Genomic DNA, 20,788 nt, shown 5'->3' with positions numbered 1-20,788 from the left:
CGGTCGGTCAGGTGCCCGCAACGAGTGTGCCGAGGGACGTGCGCCGGTGGGTGACCGAGCGGCCTGTGCGGGTTGTCGTCGCCATGCCTGCCGATCTGAGCGCGGCCGCGTGGGACGAGGCCGTCGCGTTGCTGACGTGGAGGGCGCGGGCCAGGGACGTTGTTGTGTGCGGCTCGGCGAGGAGGCGCAGGGCGGCCCGTCGGGTGCGGCCCAGGACGGCGGCCAGGGTCTCTGCGGGAACGACCGGGCCCCCTGCGGTGGGCGGGAGCCCGGGGCCGGCGGGGTAGGTCAGGACTGCGGGACGGCCCGGGGTCTCCTGAAGAAGTGGGCCCGCCGGGTGGTGGAAGGTGGGCAGCAGAACCAGGCCGCGCCCGTCGAGGCGGACGTCGCGGTCCGGCGCCGGGCCGGGCCACTCCCACACATCCTCGTGGAGTCGGCTGCCCGGGGCCAGGCCGGTCAGGGTTGCGGCCACGCCGTGCTCGGCGACCGTCAGGGCGTAGTGGGTGAACTCCTCGCGGTGCAGGTCCTGTACGACGGACCAGACCGGGGCGAGGACCGTCTCGTACGCGGCCAACTGGGCGCGGTGCAAAGTGCGCCAGGCCGGCTCGTCGCCCGCGTGCAGGCCGTGGATCCAGCGAGGGGCGGGCGCCGCCCCGTGAACCCGCTCCAATTCGGAGCGGACGAGACCGGGGCCGGCGGCGCGGATCCGTTCGAAGCCGTCGGCCATGGTGTCGCCGAGGACGTCGAGGAAGGAAGGCGGGCGGCCCGCCGGAACCAGGTCGGCGAGCGGCTCAGTCGCGGCCGGGAGGGAGCGCAGAACACGGCCGCGCCACGGCGCGAACAGCGGCCCGCCCTGCTGGGTCACGGCTGTCGTCAGGGCGGCGTGCAGCTCCTGGAGCGGCGCCGGACGGGGCGCGAAGCGGGTCCGGGCGAAGTCCTGCGCGGTGAACCGGATTCGCAGCACGCTCACAACTCCTCGTCCTCGGCCAGCCTTTCGGTCAGGGCCTGAACCTTCGCACCGTAACGGCTCCCGCCCCAAGGATGTTCGTATGACTTCTCGACGCACTCTTCTGCAAGGCACCCTGTTCGGGAGTGCCGCCGCCCTGCTGCCCGCGGCTGCGTCCGCCTCCGGCAACGGCGCGTCCCTCCGGCTGCCCGCGGCTGCGTCCGCCTCCGGCAACGGCCCGTCCCTCCGGCTGCCCGCGGCTGCGTCCGCCTCCGGCAACGGCTCGTCCCTCCGGCTGCCCGCGCCCGCCGGCCCGTACCCCGTAGGCATCCAAAGGGTCCATCTGACGGACCCCGCCCGTAATGACCCGTGGGTGGGTGGCACGCGGGAGTTGATGCTGACCGTCCTCTACCCGGCCCGATCGGTACGCGGCCTCTCCCGGGCCCCGCAGCTCACCCCGGCCGAGGCCGGGGTGTTCGCCGAGTACGCGCCGCGCGTGCACCCGGGACTGCCGGAGCCGGGAGCGGTGGACTGGGGTGCGGTCCTCACCCACGGGTACGTGAACGCGCCGCCGCTGCCCGGACGGCGGCCGGTACTGGTGTACTCACCCGGCGGGGGTGACTCCCGCACGCTCGGCACGACCCTCGCCGAGGACCTGGCGAGCCACGGCCGGGTGGTCGTCCTCGTCGACCACCCCGGCGATGCTTCTCAGGTGGAACTGCCGACCGGGATACGAACGACCGTCCTGACCGGAGCGCCGGACCCGGCGACCTTCCGCACGATGACAGACACCCGGGTCGCGGACCTCCGCCTGGTCCTGGACCGGCTGAGCGACCTGCCTCCCGCACCGGTCATGGACTTCCGCCGGGTCGGGTTGTACGGGCACTCCGCAGGCGGCACGGCGGCGGTGTACGCAGCCTGCGGCGACCGCCGGGTCGGCGCGGTCGTGAACCTGGAGGGCTACCTCGACCTGTATCCGACGCCGGCCGAGGTCGACCGGCCACTGCTGCTGTTCCGCACCGACGGATTCGAGGGCGCCGCCCGTATCGAGTCCTCCTGGGCGGGCCTCCCCGGCCGCCGCATGCTGCTTGCCGACGCGAACCACTGGGCGTTCACCGACTACGGCTCGCTCGTCGCACGGCTCCAGATGGCCGGTCTTGTAACAGCGACAGCGCGTGCCGCGCTCATCGGCACCGCCGACCCGGTGATGGCACTCGCTGAGGTCCGGCGCCGGGTAGGGGCCTTCTTCGCCCGCCATCTGTTGTAGCGGAACCTTGAAGGGGCGGCCAGTGGCCCTCCGCTGCCGAACAACAGGGCGTCGATCGTCTGCCGTCAACCGATGGCGAGCTCAAGTGGTCAGCGCATCACCGCTGTTCAGAAAGTCAGGTGGACCTCTGCCGGAGTGCGGCCCACCCTTCGCTTTTCGTTGCTGATCAAGACCCTTCGGTAAGGAACGCCACCACAACCTCCAAGAACCTTGTCTGCCCTTCGACGTTCGCCATGTGCACCGTGGGCAGGACAGTGAACCGCGCCCCGGGTACGGTCGCGGCGAGCTGTTTGCCGTGGTCGGCCGACGTGACGGTGTCGTGCTCGCCCGCGATGACCAAGGTCGGGTTCTGGATGAGTGTCGCCGTGCGGCGCAGGTCGTAGTCACGCACCGCGGCCCAGCTGCCGGCCACACCCTCGCGTCGCGTGGCCAGCAGAGTGCGGCGGAAACCCTCGACAACCTCGTTGTCGCCCCGCAGCATGCGGGCCGGGAACCAGTTGTTCAGGAACATCTCCGCGGTGACCTGCATGTCCGGGGCCTCCAGCAGTTCGGCGATCGGCCGATCCCACTGATTCGCCGGGCCGAGGTACGCGGCGGTGTTGGAGAGCACCAGTCGGTCGACACGCTCCGGAACATGGATCCCCAGCCACTGCGCGACCATTCCCCCCAGAGACAGCCCCAGCACGTGCACCCGTTGCAGGCCCAGGGCATCCAGAAGCTCCACCACATCGCGCCCCAGCCGGTCAATGGAGTACGGGCCGCTCGGGACACCGGAGGCGCCGTGGCCGCGTGCGTCGTAGCGCAGCAGCCGGAAGTGCTCGGTCAGTGCCGGCACCTGACCATCCCACATGTGGAGGTCGGTGCCGATGGAGTTCGAGAGCAGCAGCACGGGCTTGTTCTCGTCACCGTCGAAGCGGTAGGCGATGCGGACACCGTCTCCGGTGGTGATGGCAGGGCGGGTTCGAGAAGGCATGTGAACTCCAGTGGTCCAGCGGCTATTGCGCTCAGCCTAGGAACACTGCCTGAAGATATCTATTACAAAGGTCGGAATTACACTGTAGGTTCTCTGGACAATGTCGAACTTTACGCTCCATGAATTGCAGTGCTTCAATGCCGTTGTGCGCGGCGGCGGCTTCCAGGCCGCCGCCGATCTGTTGCACCGCTCGCACCCTTCCGTGTTCGCAGCGGTAGCCAAGCTGGAGCGTCAGCTGGGTCTGGTCCTGCTGGATCGCTCGGGCTATCGGGTTCAGCCGACCGAGGCCGGGCAGGCCTTCCACCGCAAGGTGGGCGTCCTGCTGCACGACGCCGAGGAACTGCAGGCCTACGCCGCGCAGTTGGCGATGGGTGAGGAGTCCGAGCTGCGCGTGGCGCTCGGCGACCTGTGCCCGCTTCCACCAGTGCTGGAAATACTCGGCAGCTTCTTCGGCCGGCGCCCGCAGACACGACTGCACCTGCTGTTCGAGACCGTCACCGGTCCCTGGGAGCGACTGCTGGAGGACGAAGCCGACCTCATCGTGCACCGCGTCCTCAAGAGCGACGTCCGGATGGAGTGGATCGATCTCGGCCGCGTCGCCCTGGTGCCCGTCGTGGCGCCCGGCTTCCTGCCCTTCCCTCCGGACGCCGACATCACACCGCAGCGGATGCAGGCCCTCACTCAATGCGTGGTCCGGGACTCGTCGCGGCATCCGTCCGAACAGGGCCACTTCCTGGTGGAGGGCGCGCCCCAGACCTCTGTTCCGGACCACCTCATGAAGAAGGAGCTGATCTTGCACGGCATGGCGTGGGGACACGTGCCGCGGTTCATGATCGAGACCGAGCTGCGCAATGGAAGCCTGCTTTCCATTGCCGGTCAGCACTTTCCCGGTGTGGTCGAAGAACTCTCGGCGGCGCGACGGCGCGACCGTCCGCACGGGCCGGTCGCCGACCAGCTGTGGAACTTCTTGGCCCGCCACGCACCGGTCCTGAAGCCGACGCTCGGCCGTGTACCCGGGGTGAAACAGGCGCCGGAACGCGACAGGTGACGTTGCCGGAGCTTGGCCGATGCGCGCCATGAACACGGTCCGCTCTCTTATGCGGTCGGCGTGGCCCTTGTGGCGGGAGTAGTCCTGAATCATCACGCAGGACGCTGGGCATTCCCGGCCCGGTGCCCGCATGATCAGGATCACGTCCCGGTCGGCCGGGACCATCGTGCAGGCACCGGATAATCGCTGTTATGCGCAGTGAATACGACCCGGAACTTCTCGATCGGACGGAGGTCTACCGCCTGCTTACGTCGACTGTGGTGCCCCGCCCCATCGCCTGGGTGTCGACCGTCTCCGCCGACGGTGTGGACAACCTCGCCCCGCACTCATTTTTCACGATCTCGTCGGTCACACCGCCGATCGTGCAGTTCACCTCGGTAGGTCGCAAGGACTCCCTGCGCAATGTCGAGTCCACCGGGCAGTTCGTGATCAACCTGGCGTCCGAGCCGTTCATTGAGGAGATCAACAAGACCGCTACGGACTTCCCGCCCGGCGTGAGCGAGTTCGACGCGGTGGGAGTGGCTCGGGAGCCCAGTGCGCGGGTGAGGGCGCCGCGCGTCGCCGGGTCGCCCGTGGCGCTCGAGTGCGAACTTCACAGCACGCTCCTGCTCGGCGACTCCACCGTCGTCTTCGGGCGGGTAGTGCACGCCGCTGTCGATGAGTCCGTCCTCGACCATGGGCATCCCGAGGTGCAGCGGCTGCGGCCCCTGACGCGGCTGGGCAAGGACGAATGGGGCACCGTCGGAGACATACGCGACCTCCGCCGCATCCGGTACGCCGACTGGCCCGCCTCGAACTGAGCGTGCCAACCGGCGAATCCTGCCAAGTAGTGCGCCCAGACACTTCGATCGGACAATTCCCTCCAGGTGGCCCGGGCGTTCGATGAGGCTGCCCGTACTCGCCTGGTCGTCAGCGCGGACCTCACAGGCGTACGCATCGCCTGAGCGCGACCGCGAGCGCTCTTGGTGAGCATTGGTGCGCTTGTGGCGACTCGGTCGGGTGGTCTTGTGGGTCCCCCGTGCACAGGGTCTGCCGAAGACCATGAGCGTGCCAGGAGGCCGAGTTGCCGCAGTTGTACCTGAGGTGCGCAACTCGCAAACCCGCCGGACTCTCCGGCCTTGGGACTGGCGATCTCTCATGTTCAGGTGTCGCGTATTCGAGGCCGGGCGCAGATCAGGGTTCGCTCGATGCCGGCGTGCTCGGCGGTTCGCACGCCGCGCAGCAGGAGCGCCCCGTCGACGGCGTGATCCTGCAGGTTCGAGGTGGCCTCGGCGAGCGCTACGCGGACCTCACCGGCGCGGTGCTCACTGAGCCCGACCCGCCGGGGAGCAGTTTCTTCGGGGCAGGCCAGGGCTTCATGTTGTCCTCCACAGAGGCGTGGGCGGGGAGCCCCGCCGTACTGGTGGGCTCCGTGTGCCCCTGACCCCGGCGTTCACTCTGCCACCGGGTACTTCCGGAGGTGGTTGCCAGGCCCAGGGCATCGCCGGAGACGGGCACAGTTTGCCTCCCTTCCGGACAAGCGGAAATCTCTCCTCACGGCAGTAGACATTGTGGGTTGGGTGTGGTTATGGTTTCTCTCGTAGCCCAGAGAGACAGCAGGGCCTGGCAGAGACGAACTGCCGGGCAGCAGTACCGCAGTTGAAGTACGCATGACGGTGCGGTGGTGGAGTTGCGAAGCCGGTCAGTGGCAGATGGCGACGGAACTGACCACCGGACCGGGTGGCCCGCAGTGATCAGGGGCCGCCACCCGGTAGAGCCCGCGGTGCACGCGGGAGCAGTACCCGTAGGTGCAGTACCAGCAGTGCAAGTGCAGTACCCCTGGTGAAGGCGCCGACTGCGGGCGCGCGCACCGGGAAGACCGGCAGTGGGGTTCTGAGCCAGAGCAGACGCAGGACGGGCGACGGGGCTGGCTGCCGGAGATGAGGTGACGCTCTCCCAGGTCACCGGCGCGGTGCTTTTCCAGGCCGCGAGCAGTATGCAACACCGCAGTACCAGCAGTGCGCATTACCAGCAGTTCAGTTGAGTGGTCCCAGAGGGATGAACGGAGGAGTGCACGCATCATCAGGATCGCCCGGACGTGTGTGCGTTGAGTCCGGGTACCGCAGGACATCGAGAAATTGAGGTGGTCTGAGGTCAAGCAGCCGCGATCCCCGCAACCCCGACCGTCACACGGTCGGACAGGCGGAAACAGAGGGCCGGTGCAGTATCAGGGCCGGCAGATGGTGTAGCAGTTCCTTCGGGGCCCGGTGCCACATGGCACCGGGCCCCTCCGACATACCCCCACCTACCGCCAGGTGGCCTGCGCGCCCTGGGCGAGACCCGCCTGATCACCCCGCTGCGCTCCGCGGGCGGTCACCGCCGCTACTCCCGCTACCAGCTGCGTATCGCCGCTGGCGCCCGCGAGCTCGTCGACCAGGGCACCCCTCTTGAGGTGGCCTGCCGGATCGTGACTCTTGAGGATCGGCTCGACGAGCGCAGCGGATCAACAAGGAGTACCGCCGCACCACCGGCCCCAACGACACCCGTGGCGAGACGGCCGCGGCCTGAACGACCAGCCGGGACCGGAGCGGGAGGGCCTCAAGGAGCGTTGCCTCGGCCGAACGGTCCTTCCCCGTGGGGCTGTCGGGTGAGGCCGGAAACACTGCCCCCTCCGCTTGGTGGTCGGCTCCGGAAGTCCTTCGAGGGTTGGCTCCGGAGCCGGGACCATGCGTCAGATGCCGGGGCATGCGGTGTCACGGCTACAGAGGTTCGGGGCCGTCCGGGGAAGCCCGCGTGTGGCGGCCGCTGCGCGTCGCTAACTGCCCCTCCTCGTCTGCCCACTTGATTACTTGAGGTCGGAGAGAAGTCCGTCAAGTGCCTTCTGCAGAGCCTCGGAGTTTGTGGTGTCGAACCACGTGGTGCGGATGCGTTCGTTGGCTCCTTTCGGTGTCTCGTGGTCGGCCGCGAGTTGGTGCAGGGAGCGGGTCTCGTCACCCAGTGCGCGTCTGAGCCCGCCGTCCTCACGTACGCCTGTCCCCGCCCGCAGCACCCCGCACCCCTCGGCGGCTGTCTTCGGCCGCACGCCGCGGGAGGGCCGGACCGCCGAACGGGCACCCCGCCCGGCCCGATCTGCCGGAGGGCCGGCTGACGGCCCCGGTGGAGGCGTGAGGGGAGTACAGGGCCGGGGCTCGGGTGCCTCTCCCCGCAAAGCGTTCGGACGCCCGGTTCCGCGATGACGGCGCTCAAATCGCTCGCAAGGGCGCGATCAGGACGACCGGTCGTGCATCCGGGGGTCGTACAGGTATTCGCCACTCCCGCCGTCCCGGTCGGCCGGGGAAACCCGCAGTTGGGGCCCGGTGCTGCCGTCGAACGATCGCCATCGCGAAGAACGGGTGTAAGAGCGAGGGGAGTTCTCCGCCCGTCGGCCTTCGTGCGAGCGCTGTCTTGTTCTCCGCGGCGGTCCTGTCCTGAATCGCGTTGTTGATAGTTGGCGGGCGTATTCGTTTCCGCAGACCAGGCGCACCGCTCCTCGCGTACACCTCTCCCGTGCGCCCGCCCGGCCCGCGTTTGTGCTGGCAATGGCGAGTTTCCGTCCTGTGGAGCCCAAGATCCGTCCGTCAGGATGATCGTGACGGGTCGGCGGCAGGTACGCCGACGAGTGGAGGAACGGTGCAGCACTCATCCGGGTCCGCAAGGAAACGGGTGGAGGAGCCCTTCTTCCCCCGGTCCGATCCGTGCATCGACCAGTTGCGTTCCCGTTCCATTTGCTCAGCAAAGTCGTTCCGTCAAGCAACCGCGCCTGAAACAGAGTGGACACACGCATGACAACGTTTCCCAGCACGGCCATTCACGACTCGGTCACCACGCTCATCGATGACCTGGACCGGCACCCGGTCTACGAGAACGAGTACTTCAAGCTCCTTGAGGGAACGCCCTGGACCGGTGACGCGTTCGACTTCCACCGGGCGAACTTCTACCACCGCACCGAAGGCACCGTGAAGGGCATAGCCCACGTGTGCGCCCAGGCCGCGGCCCACCACGACATGGACACCCTCGTCCTGTTCTCGCACATCCTCAACGAGGAGACCGGCGACGGAAACCGGGCGCACTGCCACGAGGTGCTGATGGAGAACACCCACAACCTGCACGGCCAGGTCGAGTTCGGGGTGGCTCCGATGCTGGTCAAGGAGGCACGGGAGAGCAAGCTCGTCATCCCGGAGACCCTGGAGTACCGGCAGCGCACGCTGGACCTGCTGACGGCCGGCTACCACAGCATGCTGGGCGTCGCGATGGCCCTGGAGTCCCACGCCGACCGGATGCTCAAGATCTGCCGCACGGCGTTCCGCAACACCAACAAGAACCTGCCGCAGGACAAGTTCGTCCACGACGTCGAGGTCTACTTCAACGTCCACGTCGGCGACGCGGGCGTCGAGGAACGACACGCCGCGGACGCCAAGAAGTGCGTGGTGAACAACTGCCACAGCGAGGCGGACGTGGCGGCCATCGCCGCCGCCGCGACGGAGACGCTGGACATCCAGCTGCGCATGTGGAACGCGATGCACAAGGCCGTCACCCACTGAGTCCGCGGTTCCCCGAGGCTGCCCGCACGACTCCGGAGAGGTAGACCGCACGACTGTGCAGAAGAACCGAGGAATCTCCCGCGCCATCCTGAACATCCCCGAATCGGTGACCCACGGCACCGCGGCGAAACTCCTGGCGATGAACAGCACGCTCGCCCCGGAGGACCAGGTCATCGACCTCAGCATCGGCGCCCTGGACACACCCGCCGACCCCCGGATCGACCGCGGCGTGATCGACTTCATCCGTACGCGGCCCGAGGTGCTCCACGCGTTCGCCCCCATCAAGGGATTCCCCTTCCTACGGGAGTCCGTCGCGGCGCGCGTGAACCGGCTGCACGACATCTCCTACGACCCGAAGAGCGAGATCCTGGTGACGCCCGGCGGCGTCAAGGGCTCCATCTCCGTGGCCTTCCATGCCCTGCTTGATCCGGGCGACGAGGTCGTCGTCCCGGTGCCCAACTGGCCCCACTACCCGGACATGGTGCTGCTCCACGAGGCAGTGCCGACGACCGTCCGCGTCACGGCCGAGGACGGGCTGACGGCGCCGGCCCTGGCGCAGGCGCTCAACGACCGCACCAAGATCGTGGTGCTCGGCGACTGCGTCAACCCGACCGGCAAGATCTACTCCACGCAGGAGCTCTCCGCGCTCGCCCAGGTTCTCGCCCGGCACAACCAGCGGCGCGAGTCCGACGGCGCGAGCCCGGTCTACGTCCTGTTCGACTGTCCCTACGAGGCCCACGTCCTGGGCGAGCGCGCCCGGACCTTCGCCGCCGTCGAGGCCACCCTCCCCGACGGGACCCCCGCCCCGATGCGGCCGTGGACGCTGACGGTGACCGGCCCCGGCAAGACGTACGGCATGCACGGCGACCGGATCGGCTACCTGTGCGGACCGCCCGACATCGTCGAGGCCGCCGCCCGTGCCCAGGTCAACCTCACGTCGTTCGCCTCCACCTACGGCCAGGTCGCGACGCACCTCGCGCTCCAGCCGGACATGGACGAGGTGGCCACCGAACGGGCCAGGTCCGCGCGAGCGAACCTGGAGGTCATGCTCCGCGAACTTCAGTCCGTGCCCGCACTGCGGGTCAGGCCCCCCGACGGCGGCTACTTCCTCTTCGTCGACCTGTCGCACTACGCCCATGCCTACCAGCAGCACGGATACGTCACGGCGGACCAGTTCCTGCTGGAGGAGGCGAGGGTCGCCACCATCTGCGGCAACCACTTCGCCCAGGAGAAGGAGTTCGACCACTACGTACGGATCAACTGCGGCCGTACGGGTTCCACCCTGAGCCAAGCCGGCACACGCATCAGGGTTGCCCTCAGCCGTCTGGAGTCCTGAGCTGAAAGCCAACACGGTGGGAACTGTCAGGTACTGCGTCATCGGCACCGGATTCGCCGGAACCTGCGCGCTGTGGCACCTGGTCCGAGAACTGACCGCTCCCGGCCGTCGGTCCCCGCTCTCCCGTCCGGCGGTCTCGATCGCCACGGTGGAGCGGGGGCCGGTCAGCGGCCCCGGATACCCCTACGCCAAGGACAACGCCCAACTCGGGCACCGGTGCAACAACGAGGCGAGCACCATGGGCATCCATGGCAACGACTTCGTCGACTGGCTCGCCGAGAACAAGCCCCGGCTCGTCGCCGACCACCCGGAACTCGTCCTGGAGACCCACCCCGGGATCGACCTGGAGCAATGGCGGCCCGAGGACGGCGAGTTCTATCCGCGCGCCCTGTTCGGCCTGTACCTGGAGCACCGGTTCCAGGACGCGGTACGGACCGCCCGGGAGCACGGCATCGACGTACGGCAGTACACGGAGCACGAGGCCGTCGACGGGTGGAGCGCGCGGGACGGATTCTCCGTACGGCTCCGCGCCCTGGCGACGGGACGCGAGTTCGACCTGGACGGGCTTGACCGGGTGCTGCTGAGCACCGGGCACTGGCAGTCCGCGCAGGGCGACCCGCTCGCGGAACACCCGGGGTACCTCGCGGCGCCCTACCCGCCGGGCAGGATCCTGCCCGCCGTCGCCGACCGCGTCCGCTCGCGGCGCGGTGCGGGCGACCGCCCGCGGGTCTACGTCCAGGGCATGGGGCCCAGCGGCATCGACGCCGTCATGACCCTGTGCGACGAGGGCGCGTTCACGTACACCGCCGACGGGCACATCGACTCCTACCGGCCCGCCCCGACGGCAGGGGGGACGCAGCCCCTGCACATTGTCGTCGGGTCGCGCTCCGGCTTCTTCCCGCCCGTCCGTGGCCCGCTCACCGGCCACGAACTGCACCATCTCACCCCCGGCGCCCTGGCCGGCATCCGGAGCGGGAACCGCGGACAGCTGCGGCTCGAACTCGTGCTGGACCTGCTGGACAAGGACCTGCGCCGGGCGACCGACGGGGCGCTCGGGTGGCACGACGTGGAGAAGCCCCGCTTCGCCTCGGCCAGGGAGAAGCTCGTAAGCGACCTCCACGACGCACGCCACGGCAACCTCGTCTACACGCTCGTCCTGAAAGCACGCCGCATGTGCTTCTACCGGGAACTGACACCCGCCGACAAAGCCCTGTACGACCGGCACTTCGACACGCACTTCATCCGCACCGCGGTACCGATGCCGACGGCCAATGCGGAGAAACTGCTCGCCCTCATGGACGCCGGGGTCCTGTCCACCGTGCAGCACGGTTACGCGGACCCACCGGTCGGCGTGCACGAGGACGGCGGATTCGTGATCGCCCACGAGACGGCCGACGGCGAGCGCTCCCGGCTGCGGGCCGACTGCGTCGTACGGGCCAAGGCGCACGACTTCGGCCTGGAGCGCCACCCCTCGCCCCTCGTGCGCAACCTGCTGCGGCGGGGCGAGATCGTGCGTCACGAGGAATCGGGCTACGCCACCGGCGGGCTCGCCCTCGACCCGCACGGCGACTACCGGGTGACCAGGCGCGTGGGAGGAATCACCGGCCCCTCGCCGCACCTGTCGTCGTACGGTTCCCCCGTCAGGTTCTGGCAGACCGAGAACAATTACGCCGGGGCCTTCGTGAGAGCCGCCGAACAGGTCGCCGCCGACTGGGCGCAAACCGCGAGAGGCATTCCGCAGCAGACCGGCAACCCCGAGGGCACCACCGTCCCGGACGAGTCAGAGCTGATCACCACCGAAACACGGAGCTAACCATGGAAATGAAAGAGTTCTACTACCAGGACGGTCTGCGGGTCAGCGTCTTCAACCTCGATCACGAAGCGGTGCCCTACCACTTCCACAACGAGGTATCCGACATGGTGTACTGCTCCCGGGGGCAGATAGCCATCGAACTCCCCGAGGCCGGCGAGGTGTTCACCGTGCATCCCGGCCAGGTCTTCCAGGTGCCCCGCACGAACAAGCACCGGTTCGTCAACGGAGCACCCGTCGGCACCCGCTCGCGGTACGTCCTTCTCCAGATCGGCGCGTTCGACATCAACTTCGTACCGCCCGCCGAAGGGCTCGCGGAGAAGGTCGCCGACCGTGAGGCCACGCACGTGGCGGACGCCGAGGTGTACATCGAGAACCGCGAGGGGGACATCCGCAAGCTCGCCGAGCACTTCGCGGCGGAGAGGCCCGAGGTCCTGACCGAGGAGGAACAGGGCGACGTGGTGCAGGCGCTGCGCTGCTTCGTGGACCGCGGGATCGCGGCCGAGCACCCGAGGGCCGCCGTCCAGCCGTGACCGACGCCGCTCCCTTCCCGTTCGGGCCGACCACCTTCGTACTGATCGTCCTCACGTTCTTCGTGGGCGGCCTGTTCAAGGGACTGACCGGTCTGGGCCTGCCGCCCGTCGTGCTCGGTGTGCTCACCGCGACGATCGGTATCGAGCCCGCAAAGGCGCTGATCGTCATCCCGACGTTCCTGACCAACGTGGCCCAGGCGGTCCGGGGCGGCCACGGCCGGAGAATCATCCGGCTCACCTGGCCGTTCCTCCTGGCGGCCACGGTGTTCACCCTGTCGGGGGCCCTGACGCTGAGCTACTTCCGGGCGAACGTGATGTCCGCCCTGCTCGGCGTCGGGCTCGCCGTCTACGGAATTCTCGGCCTTTTCCGACTGCGGGTGAACATCAGGGGAAAATGGTGGAATCACCCGATCGGTGTCTTTCTCGGAGCGGTCAACGGATTCCTTACCGGAATGACCGGATCCTCGGCCGTGCCGGGTGTTTTCTACCTCCAGTCGATCGGTCTGCTGCGGGACCAGCTGATCCAGAGCATGGGGATCCTGTTTACGCTGTCGACGGTCTCCCTGGCGTGGTCGCTGCGCACCCAGGACCTCCTGGACATGAACCTCCTCCTCATGTCGGCGGCGGCCCTGGTACCGGCATTTCTGGGAATGTCGCTCGGAAACAAGATCCGCCACAGCATTCCCGAGGAAAAATTCCACACGGTACTCTGTACCGCTCTGGTGCTGCTGGGCCTCTACATCACGGTCCAGAATCTTGCCAAATGACACCGAATCAGTTCATTGACGAGGAGACACACATCATGGAACAGGCCTTCACCGAGTTACTGCGCGAGCTGGAGGAATTCGGCGAGGCCAACGACTCGTCCACGGACGAGCGCAGCCGCAAGATGCTCAACATCACGCACGACACCGGCGCGTTCCTCGCGGTGCTCGTCAAGGCGTGCAAGGCGCGCAACGTCCTGGAGATCGGCACCTCCAACGGCTACTCGACGCTCTGGCTCGCCGACGCCGTGGGCGAGGGCGGCACGGTCACCACGGTCGAACTGGCCGAGGAAAAGGCGGAGATGGCCGGAGAGAACTTCCGGCGCGCCGGACTCGACTCCCGCATCCGGCAGATCACCGACGACGCGGGCCGTTTCATCGCCGGGCGCGACGCCGGCGAGTACGACTTCCTCTTCCTGGACAGCAACCGCGCGCAGTACGTCGGCTGGTGGGACTCGCTGCGGCGGATCCTCGCGGACGGCTGCCTGCTCGTGATCGACAACGCCGTCTCGCACGCCCACCAGCTGGAGGAGTTCAACAAGCTTGTCGAGGCGTCGGACGACTTCTCCGGAGTCCTGCTGCCCGTGGGCAAGGGCGAGTTGGTGCTCCTCAAGGAGTCCGGGGACGCGTCCTAGCCGTACTCGTACCCGACTTCGTACCGCACTCGTACTCGCCTTCGTATCGCGCGTGTACGCGTACCCGATTTCGTATCGGCCCGTATCCGCAGCCTCATCCGTACCCGGATCCGTACTGAGGAGTACCTGCCTTGGACGTCATGACGGCCATTCTGACGCGCCGCAGCATTCACGAACTCGCCGGTCCGGCACCCTCCGACCAGGAGTTCGCCTACCTGCTCAAGGGAGCTGCCGCCGCCCCCGACCACGGCGGACTGCGCCCGTGGCGCTGGATCCTGCTCCGGGACGCGGAACTCGCGGCGGTGGGCGACCGGCTCGGCGCCGACGCGGAGGACTGCGGGGACTCCGCGGAAGGAGCCCCGGCCGGGGAGGAGTCCGTACGGGCACCCCTGAAGGCGGTGCTCGTCTTCTCGCCGATCGCGGAGCGCGGGGTGCCCGAGTGGGAGCAGCTCGCCGCGGCGAGCAACGTCGCCTACGGCCTGATGCTGCTGCTGCACGCCCGCGGCTTCGGCAGCGTCTGGCGCAAGGGGCGGTGGTGCCGGAGCGAGCGGAGCCGGGAGCTGCTGGGCATCGGCCCGGACGAACAGCTGCTGGGCTCCCTGGACATCGGGACGCCCGGTGTCCGGGTGCGGCCGGACCGTCGGAGGGTCGAGGACGTCACGGACCGTGTGTGCGTCCTGCGCACCTGACGCCTGGGCGTCCCGCTTTCCGTGCCACCGGGACGGGCCGGCCGGGGTGCCCTGGCACCCTTTGACGCTGGGCTCGTCCCAATTCCTGATCGACCAGCCTCGGCCACGCGTACCCGGCTGTCCTGGGAGCCGGGCAAGGGCCGGCCGACCGTGCGGCTGTTGACCCGGGCCCCTTCTCCCCGTCCCCGACGACGACGGGGAGGTATACACCGCAACGCGCTCGGCCTCATCGAGGAGTGCTTCGGGCTCTCGCTGACGAAGGCCCCGATCGTCAGCCGGACCCTGTCGGCGGTACTGCTGGAACCGGCGTAGTTTGACCGCTGCCCGTGCGCTGATAGCTACCGGCTCTTGCGGCACCCGCCCGGTCATCGCCACCGTTGGTCCGGTGGCAGCTGTCGGACCGCTCACACGATGGGTCGAACGGTGCTGACCTGCAGCGACTGGTCCCGACGACCTGCGTCGCGAGTCACCCAACTCGAACGGCACAAACCAGACTTCCGTGTCAACGGAAAAGGGCTGTCCGTGTGGGTGCGCGGCTCGGCGCATTCTCTGGTTTTTCTGGTGCCGTAGGGTCTGCGGTCGAGGGCCGGGCGCTGGAACCGGTCCGTTGCGCAGAGCAGGAGCTGAGCGATGACAGGTCTTCCTGCCGCTTCGCCGGACGGACCATGGCTGAAGGCGGTGCCACCGACTGACGTGGAGGCGGCGCGAATGGAGGCGGTGCGCCGCTACGACATCCTCGACACCCCGCCGGACGGGGCGTTCGACCGGGTGGCGGCGATGGCGGCCCGTCTGTTCGACGTTCCCGTGGCGAGTGTGACGATCGTCGATGCCGACCGGATCTGGTTCAAGGCCGTCCACGGCCTGGACGGCGTCGCCCAGATCGGGAGGGACCCGGGGCTGTGCGGGTCGGCGATCCTGCGCGACGACACCCTGGTGATCCCCGACACCACGACCGACCCGGCCGCCTGCACCAACCCGCTGGTCACCGGCGACCTGGGCGTGCGGTTCTACGCCGGGGCGCCGATCATCACGTCGGACGGGCACCGGCTGGGCACCGTCAACATCCTGGACACCAAGCCACGCCTGATCACCGAGGACGACACCGCGACCCTGGCCGACCTGGCCGCGATGGTCCTGGACGCCATGGAGCTGCGCCTCTCGGGCCTGCGCCTGCTGCGCGGGGAGCAGCAGCGGCGCAAGGCCCAGGAGGAGGCGCGGGTGCAGGCAGAGCAGGACACGGAGGCGATCACCGCGTTCGCCACCACCCTCCAGCGCACACTGCTGCCCCCTGCCCTGCCGGCGATCCCAGGGCTGGAGTTGGCCTGCCACTACCAGACAGACTCACCGCGGGACGTCGGCGGTGACTTCTACGACGTCTTCCCGCTGGGCGGTCAGCGCTGGGCGTTCTTCCTCGGCGACGTGTGCGGCAAAGGCGCCGAGGCCGCCGTCGTCACCAGCCTCACCCGCTACACCCTGCGCGAGGCCGCCCAGCACCACGAGGCCCCCACCGACGTCCTGAACGCCCTCAACAGCGCCCTGCTGCTCGACCCCTCGACGGGCAGCCGGTACTGCACCTGCGTCTTCGGCACGCTGCACCCCGCCCCCGGCGACGGCTTCACCGTGACCGTGGCCATGGGAGGCCACCCGCCCGCGTTCCACGTCCGGCGCGAGGACGGAGATGCCGGCGGACTGGTGGTGGAGGGGGTACGTCCCCCGGGTGGCATGCTCGTGGGCGCGCTGGAGGGCGCCCGGTTCGCCTCTCGTACCTTGCACCTCGCCCCGGGCCACGGCCTGTTGCTCTACACCGACGGGCTCACCGACGCCCGCCTCCCGGACGGAACCATGCTGGGCGAAGAGGGTGTGGCGGCCTTCCTCACCACCCGCACCTTCCCGGACGCCGGGCGCCTGATCGAGGACACCATCGATCTGATCGCCGGCCTGCCCGCAGGCCCCGGCGACGACGTCGCCCTGCTCGCGCTCTCCGTACCCCTGGAGCCGGCTGCCGGGCAACCGGCCACCGCGTCGTCCTCCCACACCCTGGCCACCACGCCCGCCTACGGCGCGGCCCGCACAGGCCAGGAGCACTGACCCGTGACCGACGACCTCACCCTCACCATCACACGCATCGACGGCCATCTGGCCATCCTCAGCGTGGACGGAGAGATCGACATACAGACCGCCCCCGCCCTGCGCAAAGAAGCGCTGGAAGTCATCGCCAGGGGGCACCCGCACCTGATCCTGGACCTGACCGGCACCACCTTCTGCGACTCCTCCGGCTTCAACGCCATGATCGGCATCATGCGCTGCGCGATGGCCGCAGCAGGCTCCCTCTCCCTGGCTGCGGTCCCCGACCGCCTGCTGCGCACGCTCGACCTGACCGGACTCAGCAGCATCATGTCGTCCTACCCCAACACCGATGCTGCGAGGAACGCCCGCGCCGCCATGGCCCCCGAGCCCGCCTGACCCAGGCCCGGTCCCACTCCAGTGACAAGCCGTCCAAGTTCGGTCGCACCGGCGGGGCAGCGCGGGGGAGCTGCCGCGGACACCTCCGAAAAGTGCTTCTACGGCAACGACCCGGAGGCCCCCGCCAACCACGTCTTCGGCAAGGTCACTCCCATGGCCAGTGACACCGCCGTGGTGCCGAGGCGGGGTACCGGGACGGGCAAGGAGCCGTCCGCGGCGGGGTGGAGCGGAGCGGCGGGTGTGCCGAGGAAGTCCGCGGACCACGGGTCGGTGACGGGGAAGCGCGGAGTGAGCCGGCAGGTGAGGGGCTCCTCCGCGAAGGACTGCAGACGGACCAGCAGCCGGCCCGGTCGCGGCACGGTCAGGCCGACGATCCGTACGCGGGGGTCGTCGAGGGTGAGCAGGGCGTAGGAGGCGGCGGGCCGTCATCGCGGTGGCCGGGCCCACACGGGGCAGCGCGGCGGCCGGCCGCGGCCGCAGGAACGCCTCGACACCATCGAGGACCAGGACGGTGGGCTGGCCAGGAGCGCTCGCGTCGGCGGCCATGGAGGCAAGCATCCGGTTGGGCGCGGCGCCCACGCTGGGACGCGAAGGATGGAGCGATCGGACACGAGGTGCTCCCCCTCACGGGCCGCGAGCCCTTCCCTGAAGACCTTTTTCGAATACCTGTTCGATAGTATCGGATCGGGCCAGATGGCGCGAAAGAGTCCGGGTTCTTTGGCCTCTGACAGGCGATCTTGATCGTTTGACAGGTGAATCTGACCGCTTGGCTCCGCTCGCTTCCGGTGGCGGTGCTTGTCCCGGGTTCCGTCCTCCAGTCGGCCATGATCAGCTCGTCGGGACGTCTTGCGCGTCCGGCTACAGCGCGCGATTCAAGGAGGAGTGGACATGGCGGAGCGGCAGAGCGGCACCGTGAAGTGGTTCAACGACGAAAAGGGGTTCGGGTTCATCACCCCGGAAACCGGTCCGGACCTGTTCGTGCACTACAGGGCGATCCGGGGGGAGGGCCCCAGGAATCTCAGGGAGGGCGAGAAGGTGTCCTTCGTTGCCGTGCAGGGCCCAAAGGGTATGCAGGCAGACGAGGTTCAGGTGGGGGGCTGAGTCCTGGTAGGGCGTCAAGAAGGTTTGACGGTCGGTCAAGATCATCTGCCAAAGGGCATCCTTTGACAGATGATCTTGACGGCTGATGTGAGTCTGGCCGGGCCTGTGGCCTTGTCGGTACATCGTTAAGGTCGGGTTCCATGGTGGGTGAAGACGTCACGGACAAGGGCCGCTTTCTCGTACTGCACGACTACGGAATGGGTGGCTCGTGGTGGTGGGTCCGGGCGCGGTCGGCGCGGGAGGTGCGTGAAGTGTTCGCCTGGGTCGAGGTGGTTGCCGATCCCGAGACCGTGGCCCGGTTCGAGGCGGAAGAGCTGGAGGAGGCCGACGTCGACGCGCCCCGAATGCCTGCGGGCCTGGACGAGCTGCGTGCCGAGCGTGATGCGCAGCGCGGACAGGAGGGCTTCGGTGCACTGGCGGACAGGAACATCGTGTATCTGCGGCGCCGTTGGGAGGAGGACGATGAACGGGTCGACTACCTGATGGAGGTCGGCTCCGACGGGCGTCGGCTCCGCCAGGTGGAACTGCCGCAGAGCGGAATCACCCTTCGCAGTGGTCCCGACGACTGGTCATTCAATCCACCAGTGGTGGACCTCTTCGCCCCAATGCTGGCCGGTCAGGAGATCAGCCAGAGCGACTTCGAAGAGCGTTGGGCACACGCCCGCCCCACGGACTCCGACGAGTAGGAACCAATCCAACCGGTCAAGACTCACACGGCAAACGGCGAAGATCACCTGTCGGGGGTCAATATAGCTGGGCCGGGGTGTCGCTGACGCAGGCGTCGCAGGCCTGTGAGGCGGGGTCGGTGTTGATGAGGTGCAGGGCGTCGGCCACGGGGATGACGTGGGCTTTGCGGCCGGTGCGCATCCAGCAGTCCGTAACGGCGTGGAACTGGATGCGCACCCCGTACTCTGGCCGGCGGTCCGCTGCCTCTCCTTCGCGAGCATTCCGGGGCCCCGTCCTCCGTGCGGCCGCGTTGGCCGGGACGGGTTCCGGCGGGCGCGGAGCCCGAAGCGGCACCTGGAGGGCGTTCTGCAGCGGCATGGACAGGACGTCGCCCGGCAGCCCGAGTGACGGGGCTCCGGGTGCGGGCGCGGCGGCGGCGCCGGGGGCGAGCAGGCCCGCGAGTACGGCTGCGGTCGCGGCCAGGGGGAGGGTCAGGCGCAGGGACTTCGTCCTTCGAAAGATCACAGTGGGTCGTGGTCTTCGTAGCGCAGGACGGTGCCCCAAGTGCCGGAAACGGCAGGGAGGTTCAGCCGCCGGTGGCGGTAGGCGTGATGATCGGCCGACCACGACGGAGCACACAGGCAGGCGGCCGGCACGCACCCGTTGTGCCCGCACCGCGCGTCTGTTTCGCCGAAGCGGGACCAAGGAGAGCGCCTGAGAAGCCTCTCTCCACTCACGGCCTGCACCGGGGCGCACTCGACCGAGGCGTCCACGCCGGGCTCACCTCGGCATCCCATGCCCCCGATGCGGCGGACAGCTCACCATGCGCGGCGCCCGTGGTCCCGCACCTGCAGTTCGTAAAGTCGTTGAGCTTCTTCCAGCCGCAGCCAGGTCTTGCTCGTCGGCAACCAACCGGCCACGTCCCAGATTGACCAGGCAGAGCGGCTGCGGCGGCCGACTGGCATACCGGACGGGGCGGTGCGGCTGAGGCCGCGCGATTTGATCCCCGACACAACCGGCGACGTCCGGGCTGCCCACCCCGAGTACCTGGACAAGTCCGGCAGCCTGGTGGCAGACATCGCCGGCCTGCTGGTGGAGAACGGCGACCGCGCACTGTTGATCGACGTAGGGTTCGGACCCCAGTCATGGCAGCCCGCGCCGGACGGCCAACGCGGCGCGATCCACGGGGCGCGCTCCTGGACAGCCTGGCCCAACTCGGCTGCAGGCCCGAGCAGATCGAGGCAGTGGCCTTCAGCCATCTGCACCCCGATCACACCGGCTGGGCCTGGCAACTCGCACCTGGCGCCGACCGGCTCGCGTTCGCCCATGCCGACTATCTGGTGTCCGAACCGGAATGGGACCGGCGCGACCTCCTCGACGCGCAGGAGGTCGCCGTCCTGACACCGCACATCCGTACCGTGGCCGACGGACAGGAGATCTTCCCGGGCGTACGGATGAGGATCACCGCCGGTCACTCGCCCGGACATGCCGAGTACGTCATTACCTCGGGCGGGCAGCGGCTGCGGATCGAGGCGAGTTTGGCGGGGTCGACGACGATGTGGATGGCGGTGATCCGGCCTTCGGCGACGGTGAAGGTGATGAGGGACAGAGGGGTCCCGTCGGGGCGCCAGGACATGTGGCCGGGGGTGCCGTTGACGAGCACGGGCCGGTTGTGGGCGGCCTCGCCGGAGAACATGCGGGCACCGGTGGCGACCTTGGTGGCGCCGAGGGTGACGATGACGCCGTCCGCGGTGTCGACGGTGAGCTCCACGTCGGGGTCCAGGACACGCGGGAGTGCTTCGAAGTCGCCGCTGCGGGCGGCGGCGCCGAACGCCGGGACGACTTCACGGTGTTCGCGTCCGGAGCCCGTCGGTCAGTCCGTGGCGTGGACCTTTGCGCGGGCGCGGCTGGCGACCATCTTGGCGGCAACGGTGGACTTGCCGAGAATCGTGAGTATCCCTGCACCACCGGTCTCGTCGCCGCCTTTTCCTCGCGTAT

Annotated in this window: 21 protein-coding genes and 2 pseudogenes; 17 read left to right on the top strand and 6 right to left on the bottom strand. The window is 68.8% G+C overall.

Annotation, left to right across the window (positions count from 1 at the left end):
- Window positions 1–7 precede the first annotated feature (7 nt).
- Window positions 8–964 carry an ArsR/SmtB family transcription factor gene (locus ACIQM4_RS28470; protein WP_401597491.1) on the bottom strand — a complete coding sequence of 319 codons (957 nt, stop codon included), beginning with the start codon at window positions 962–964 and terminating at the stop codon, window positions 8–10.
- Window positions 965–1,049: 85 nt separating this feature from the next.
- On the opposite strand from ACIQM4_RS28470, the gene ACIQM4_RS28465 reads away from it, so the two are divergent.
- The gene (locus tag ACIQM4_RS28465) at window positions 1,050–2,213 is read left to right on the top strand and encodes an alpha/beta hydrolase family protein (protein WP_401597280.1); all 1,164 of its coding nucleotides are present in this window, start codon (window positions 1,050–1,052) and stop codon (window positions 2,211–2,213) included.
- A 166-nt stretch (window positions 2,214–2,379) separates the two neighbouring features.
- Here ACIQM4_RS28465 and pcaD read toward each other — a convergent pair whose 3' ends face one another.
- Window positions 2,380–3,186 carry a 3-oxoadipate enol-lactonase gene (gene pcaD / locus ACIQM4_RS28460; RefSeq protein ID WP_401597277.1) on the bottom strand — a complete coding sequence of 269 codons (807 nt, stop codon included), beginning with the start codon at window positions 3,184–3,186 and terminating at the stop codon, window positions 2,380–2,382.
- A 100-nt stretch (window positions 3,187–3,286) separates the two neighbouring features.
- Here pcaD and ACIQM4_RS28455 point away from each other — a divergent pair, with 100 nt between their 5' ends.
- The 4 genes and pseudogenes from ACIQM4_RS28455 to ACIQM4_RS28440 form a co-directional block, all read left to right on the top strand.
- Entirely contained in the window at window positions 3,287–4,234 is a 948-nt protein-coding gene (locus ACIQM4_RS28455) for a LysR family transcriptional regulator (protein ID WP_401597275.1), read from the top strand.
- Between the two features lie 191 nt (window positions 4,235–4,425).
- Window positions 4,426–5,034 (top strand): flavin reductase family protein, encoded by a 609-nt coding sequence (locus ACIQM4_RS28450; protein ID WP_401597273.1) that lies wholly within the window; start codon window positions 4,426–4,428, stop codon window positions 5,032–5,034.
- A gap of 395 nt (window positions 5,035–5,429) precedes the next feature.
- Window positions 5,430–5,657 carry a hypothetical protein gene (locus ACIQM4_RS28445; protein ID WP_401597270.1) on the top strand — a complete coding sequence of 76 codons (228 nt, stop codon included), beginning with the start codon at window positions 5,430–5,432 and terminating at the stop codon, window positions 5,655–5,657.
- Window positions 5,658–6,524: 867 nt separating this feature from the next.
- A pseudogene (locus ACIQM4_RS28440) lies at window positions 6,525–6,781 on the top strand (MerR family transcriptional regulator); the annotation flags it as partial.
- Between the two features lie 277 nt (window positions 6,782–7,058).
- On the opposite strand, the gene ACIQM4_RS28435 reads toward ACIQM4_RS28440, so the two are convergent.
- Window positions 7,059–7,295, bottom strand: coding sequence for a hypothetical protein (locus ACIQM4_RS28435; RefSeq protein ID WP_401597268.1), 237 nt, complete (start codon window positions 7,293–7,295; stop codon window positions 7,059–7,061).
- A 739-nt stretch (window positions 7,296–8,034) separates the two neighbouring features.
- Between ACIQM4_RS28435 and ACIQM4_RS28430 the strand changes: the two genes are divergently transcribed.
- The 9 genes from ACIQM4_RS28430 to ACIQM4_RS28390 all read left to right on the top strand — a co-directional run bounded on the left by ACIQM4_RS28430 (window position 8,035) and on the right by ACIQM4_RS28390 (window position 17,023).
- Window positions 8,035–8,793 (top strand): iron-containing redox enzyme family protein, encoded by a 759-nt coding sequence (locus ACIQM4_RS28430; RefSeq protein WP_401597265.1) that lies wholly within the window; start codon window positions 8,035–8,037, stop codon window positions 8,791–8,793.
- Window positions 8,794–8,848: 55 nt separating this feature from the next.
- A complete protein-coding gene (locus ACIQM4_RS28425) occupies window positions 8,849–10,129 on the top strand; it encodes a pyridoxal phosphate-dependent aminotransferase (RefSeq protein WP_401597262.1) in 1,281 nt (426 codons plus the stop codon).
- A gap of 16 nt (window positions 10,130–10,145) precedes the next feature.
- Window positions 10,146–11,942 carry an FAD/NAD(P)-binding protein gene (locus ACIQM4_RS28420; protein ID WP_401597259.1) on the top strand — a complete coding sequence of 599 codons (1,797 nt, stop codon included), beginning with the start codon at window positions 10,146–10,148 and terminating at the stop codon, window positions 11,940–11,942.
- A 2-nt stretch (window positions 11,943–11,944) separates the two neighbouring features.
- Window positions 11,945–12,472: a cupin domain-containing protein gene (locus tag ACIQM4_RS28415; RefSeq protein ID WP_401597256.1), complete on the top strand. Its 528-nt coding sequence runs from the start codon at window positions 11,945–11,947 to the stop codon at window positions 12,470–12,472.
- Complete coding sequence (locus ACIQM4_RS28410; protein ID WP_401597253.1) at window positions 12,469–13,239, top strand: sulfite exporter TauE/SafE family protein; 771 nt, start codon at window positions 12,469–12,471, stop codon at window positions 13,237–13,239. Before ACIQM4_RS28415 ends, ACIQM4_RS28410 begins: the two co-directional genes overlap by 4 nt.
- Window positions 13,236–13,871: an O-methyltransferase gene (locus tag ACIQM4_RS28405; protein WP_401597250.1), complete on the top strand. Its 636-nt coding sequence runs from the start codon at window positions 13,236–13,238 to the stop codon at window positions 13,869–13,871. Before ACIQM4_RS28410 ends, ACIQM4_RS28405 begins: the two co-directional genes overlap by 4 nt.
- Before the next feature lie 140 nt (window positions 13,872–14,011).
- Window positions 14,012–14,560, top strand: a complete 549-nt coding sequence (locus tag ACIQM4_RS28400) for a nitroreductase family protein (RefSeq protein WP_401597247.1) — start codon at window positions 14,012–14,014, stop codon at window positions 14,558–14,560.
- A 630-nt stretch (window positions 14,561–15,190) separates the two neighbouring features.
- Window positions 15,191–16,648, top strand: a complete 1,458-nt coding sequence (locus ACIQM4_RS28395) for a PP2C family protein-serine/threonine phosphatase (protein ID WP_401597244.1) — start codon at window positions 15,191–15,193, stop codon at window positions 16,646–16,648.
- 3 nt (window positions 16,649–16,651) lie between these two features.
- The gene (locus ACIQM4_RS28390; RefSeq protein WP_401597241.1) at window positions 16,652–17,023 is read left to right on the top strand and encodes an STAS domain-containing protein; all 372 of its coding nucleotides are present in this window, start codon (window positions 16,652–16,654) and stop codon (window positions 17,021–17,023) included.
- Window positions 17,024–17,121: 98 nt separating this feature from the next.
- On the opposite strand, the gene ACIQM4_RS28385 is transcribed toward ACIQM4_RS28390, so the two are convergent.
- Entirely contained in the window at window positions 17,122–17,382 is a 261-nt protein-coding gene (locus tag ACIQM4_RS28385) for a hypothetical protein (protein WP_401597238.1), read from the bottom strand.
- A 529-nt stretch (window positions 17,383–17,911) separates the two neighbouring features.
- Here ACIQM4_RS28385 and ACIQM4_RS28380 point away from each other — a divergent pair.
- Both ACIQM4_RS28380 and ACIQM4_RS28375 read left to right on the top strand, forming a co-directional pair.
- Entirely contained in the window at window positions 17,912–18,124 is a 213-nt protein-coding gene (locus ACIQM4_RS28380) for a cold-shock protein (RefSeq protein WP_401597235.1), read from the top strand.
- Between the two features lie 140 nt (window positions 18,125–18,264).
- Entirely contained in the window at window positions 18,265–18,810 is a 546-nt protein-coding gene (locus ACIQM4_RS28375; protein ID WP_401597232.1) for a hypothetical protein, read from the top strand.
- Window positions 18,811–18,868: 58 nt separating this feature from the next.
- On the opposite strand, the gene ACIQM4_RS28370 is transcribed toward ACIQM4_RS28375, so the two are convergent.
- Window positions 18,869–19,315, bottom strand: a complete 447-nt coding sequence (locus tag ACIQM4_RS28370) for a hypothetical protein (RefSeq protein WP_401597230.1) — start codon at window positions 19,313–19,315, stop codon at window positions 18,869–18,871.
- Between the two features lie 620 nt (window positions 19,316–19,935).
- Here ACIQM4_RS28370 and ACIQM4_RS28365 point away from each other — a divergent pair.
- Window positions 19,936–20,250, top strand: a pseudogene (locus ACIQM4_RS28365) (MBL fold metallo-hydrolase); the annotation flags it as partial.
- An 11-nt stretch (window positions 20,251–20,261) separates the two neighbouring features.
- Here ACIQM4_RS28365 and ACIQM4_RS28360 read toward each other — a convergent pair.
- Window positions 20,262–20,561 (bottom strand): hypothetical protein, encoded by a 300-nt coding sequence (locus tag ACIQM4_RS28360; RefSeq protein ID WP_401597510.1) that lies wholly within the window; start codon window positions 20,559–20,561, stop codon window positions 20,262–20,264.
- Between the last annotated feature and the right edge of the window lie 227 nt (window positions 20,562–20,788).

It is taken from the genome of Streptomyces sp. NPDC091272, from assembly GCF_044757485.1.
GTDB lineage: Bacteria > Actinomycetota > Actinomycetes > Streptomycetales > Streptomycetaceae > Streptomyces.
This window is presented reverse-complemented; position numbering and strand designations above follow the sequence as displayed.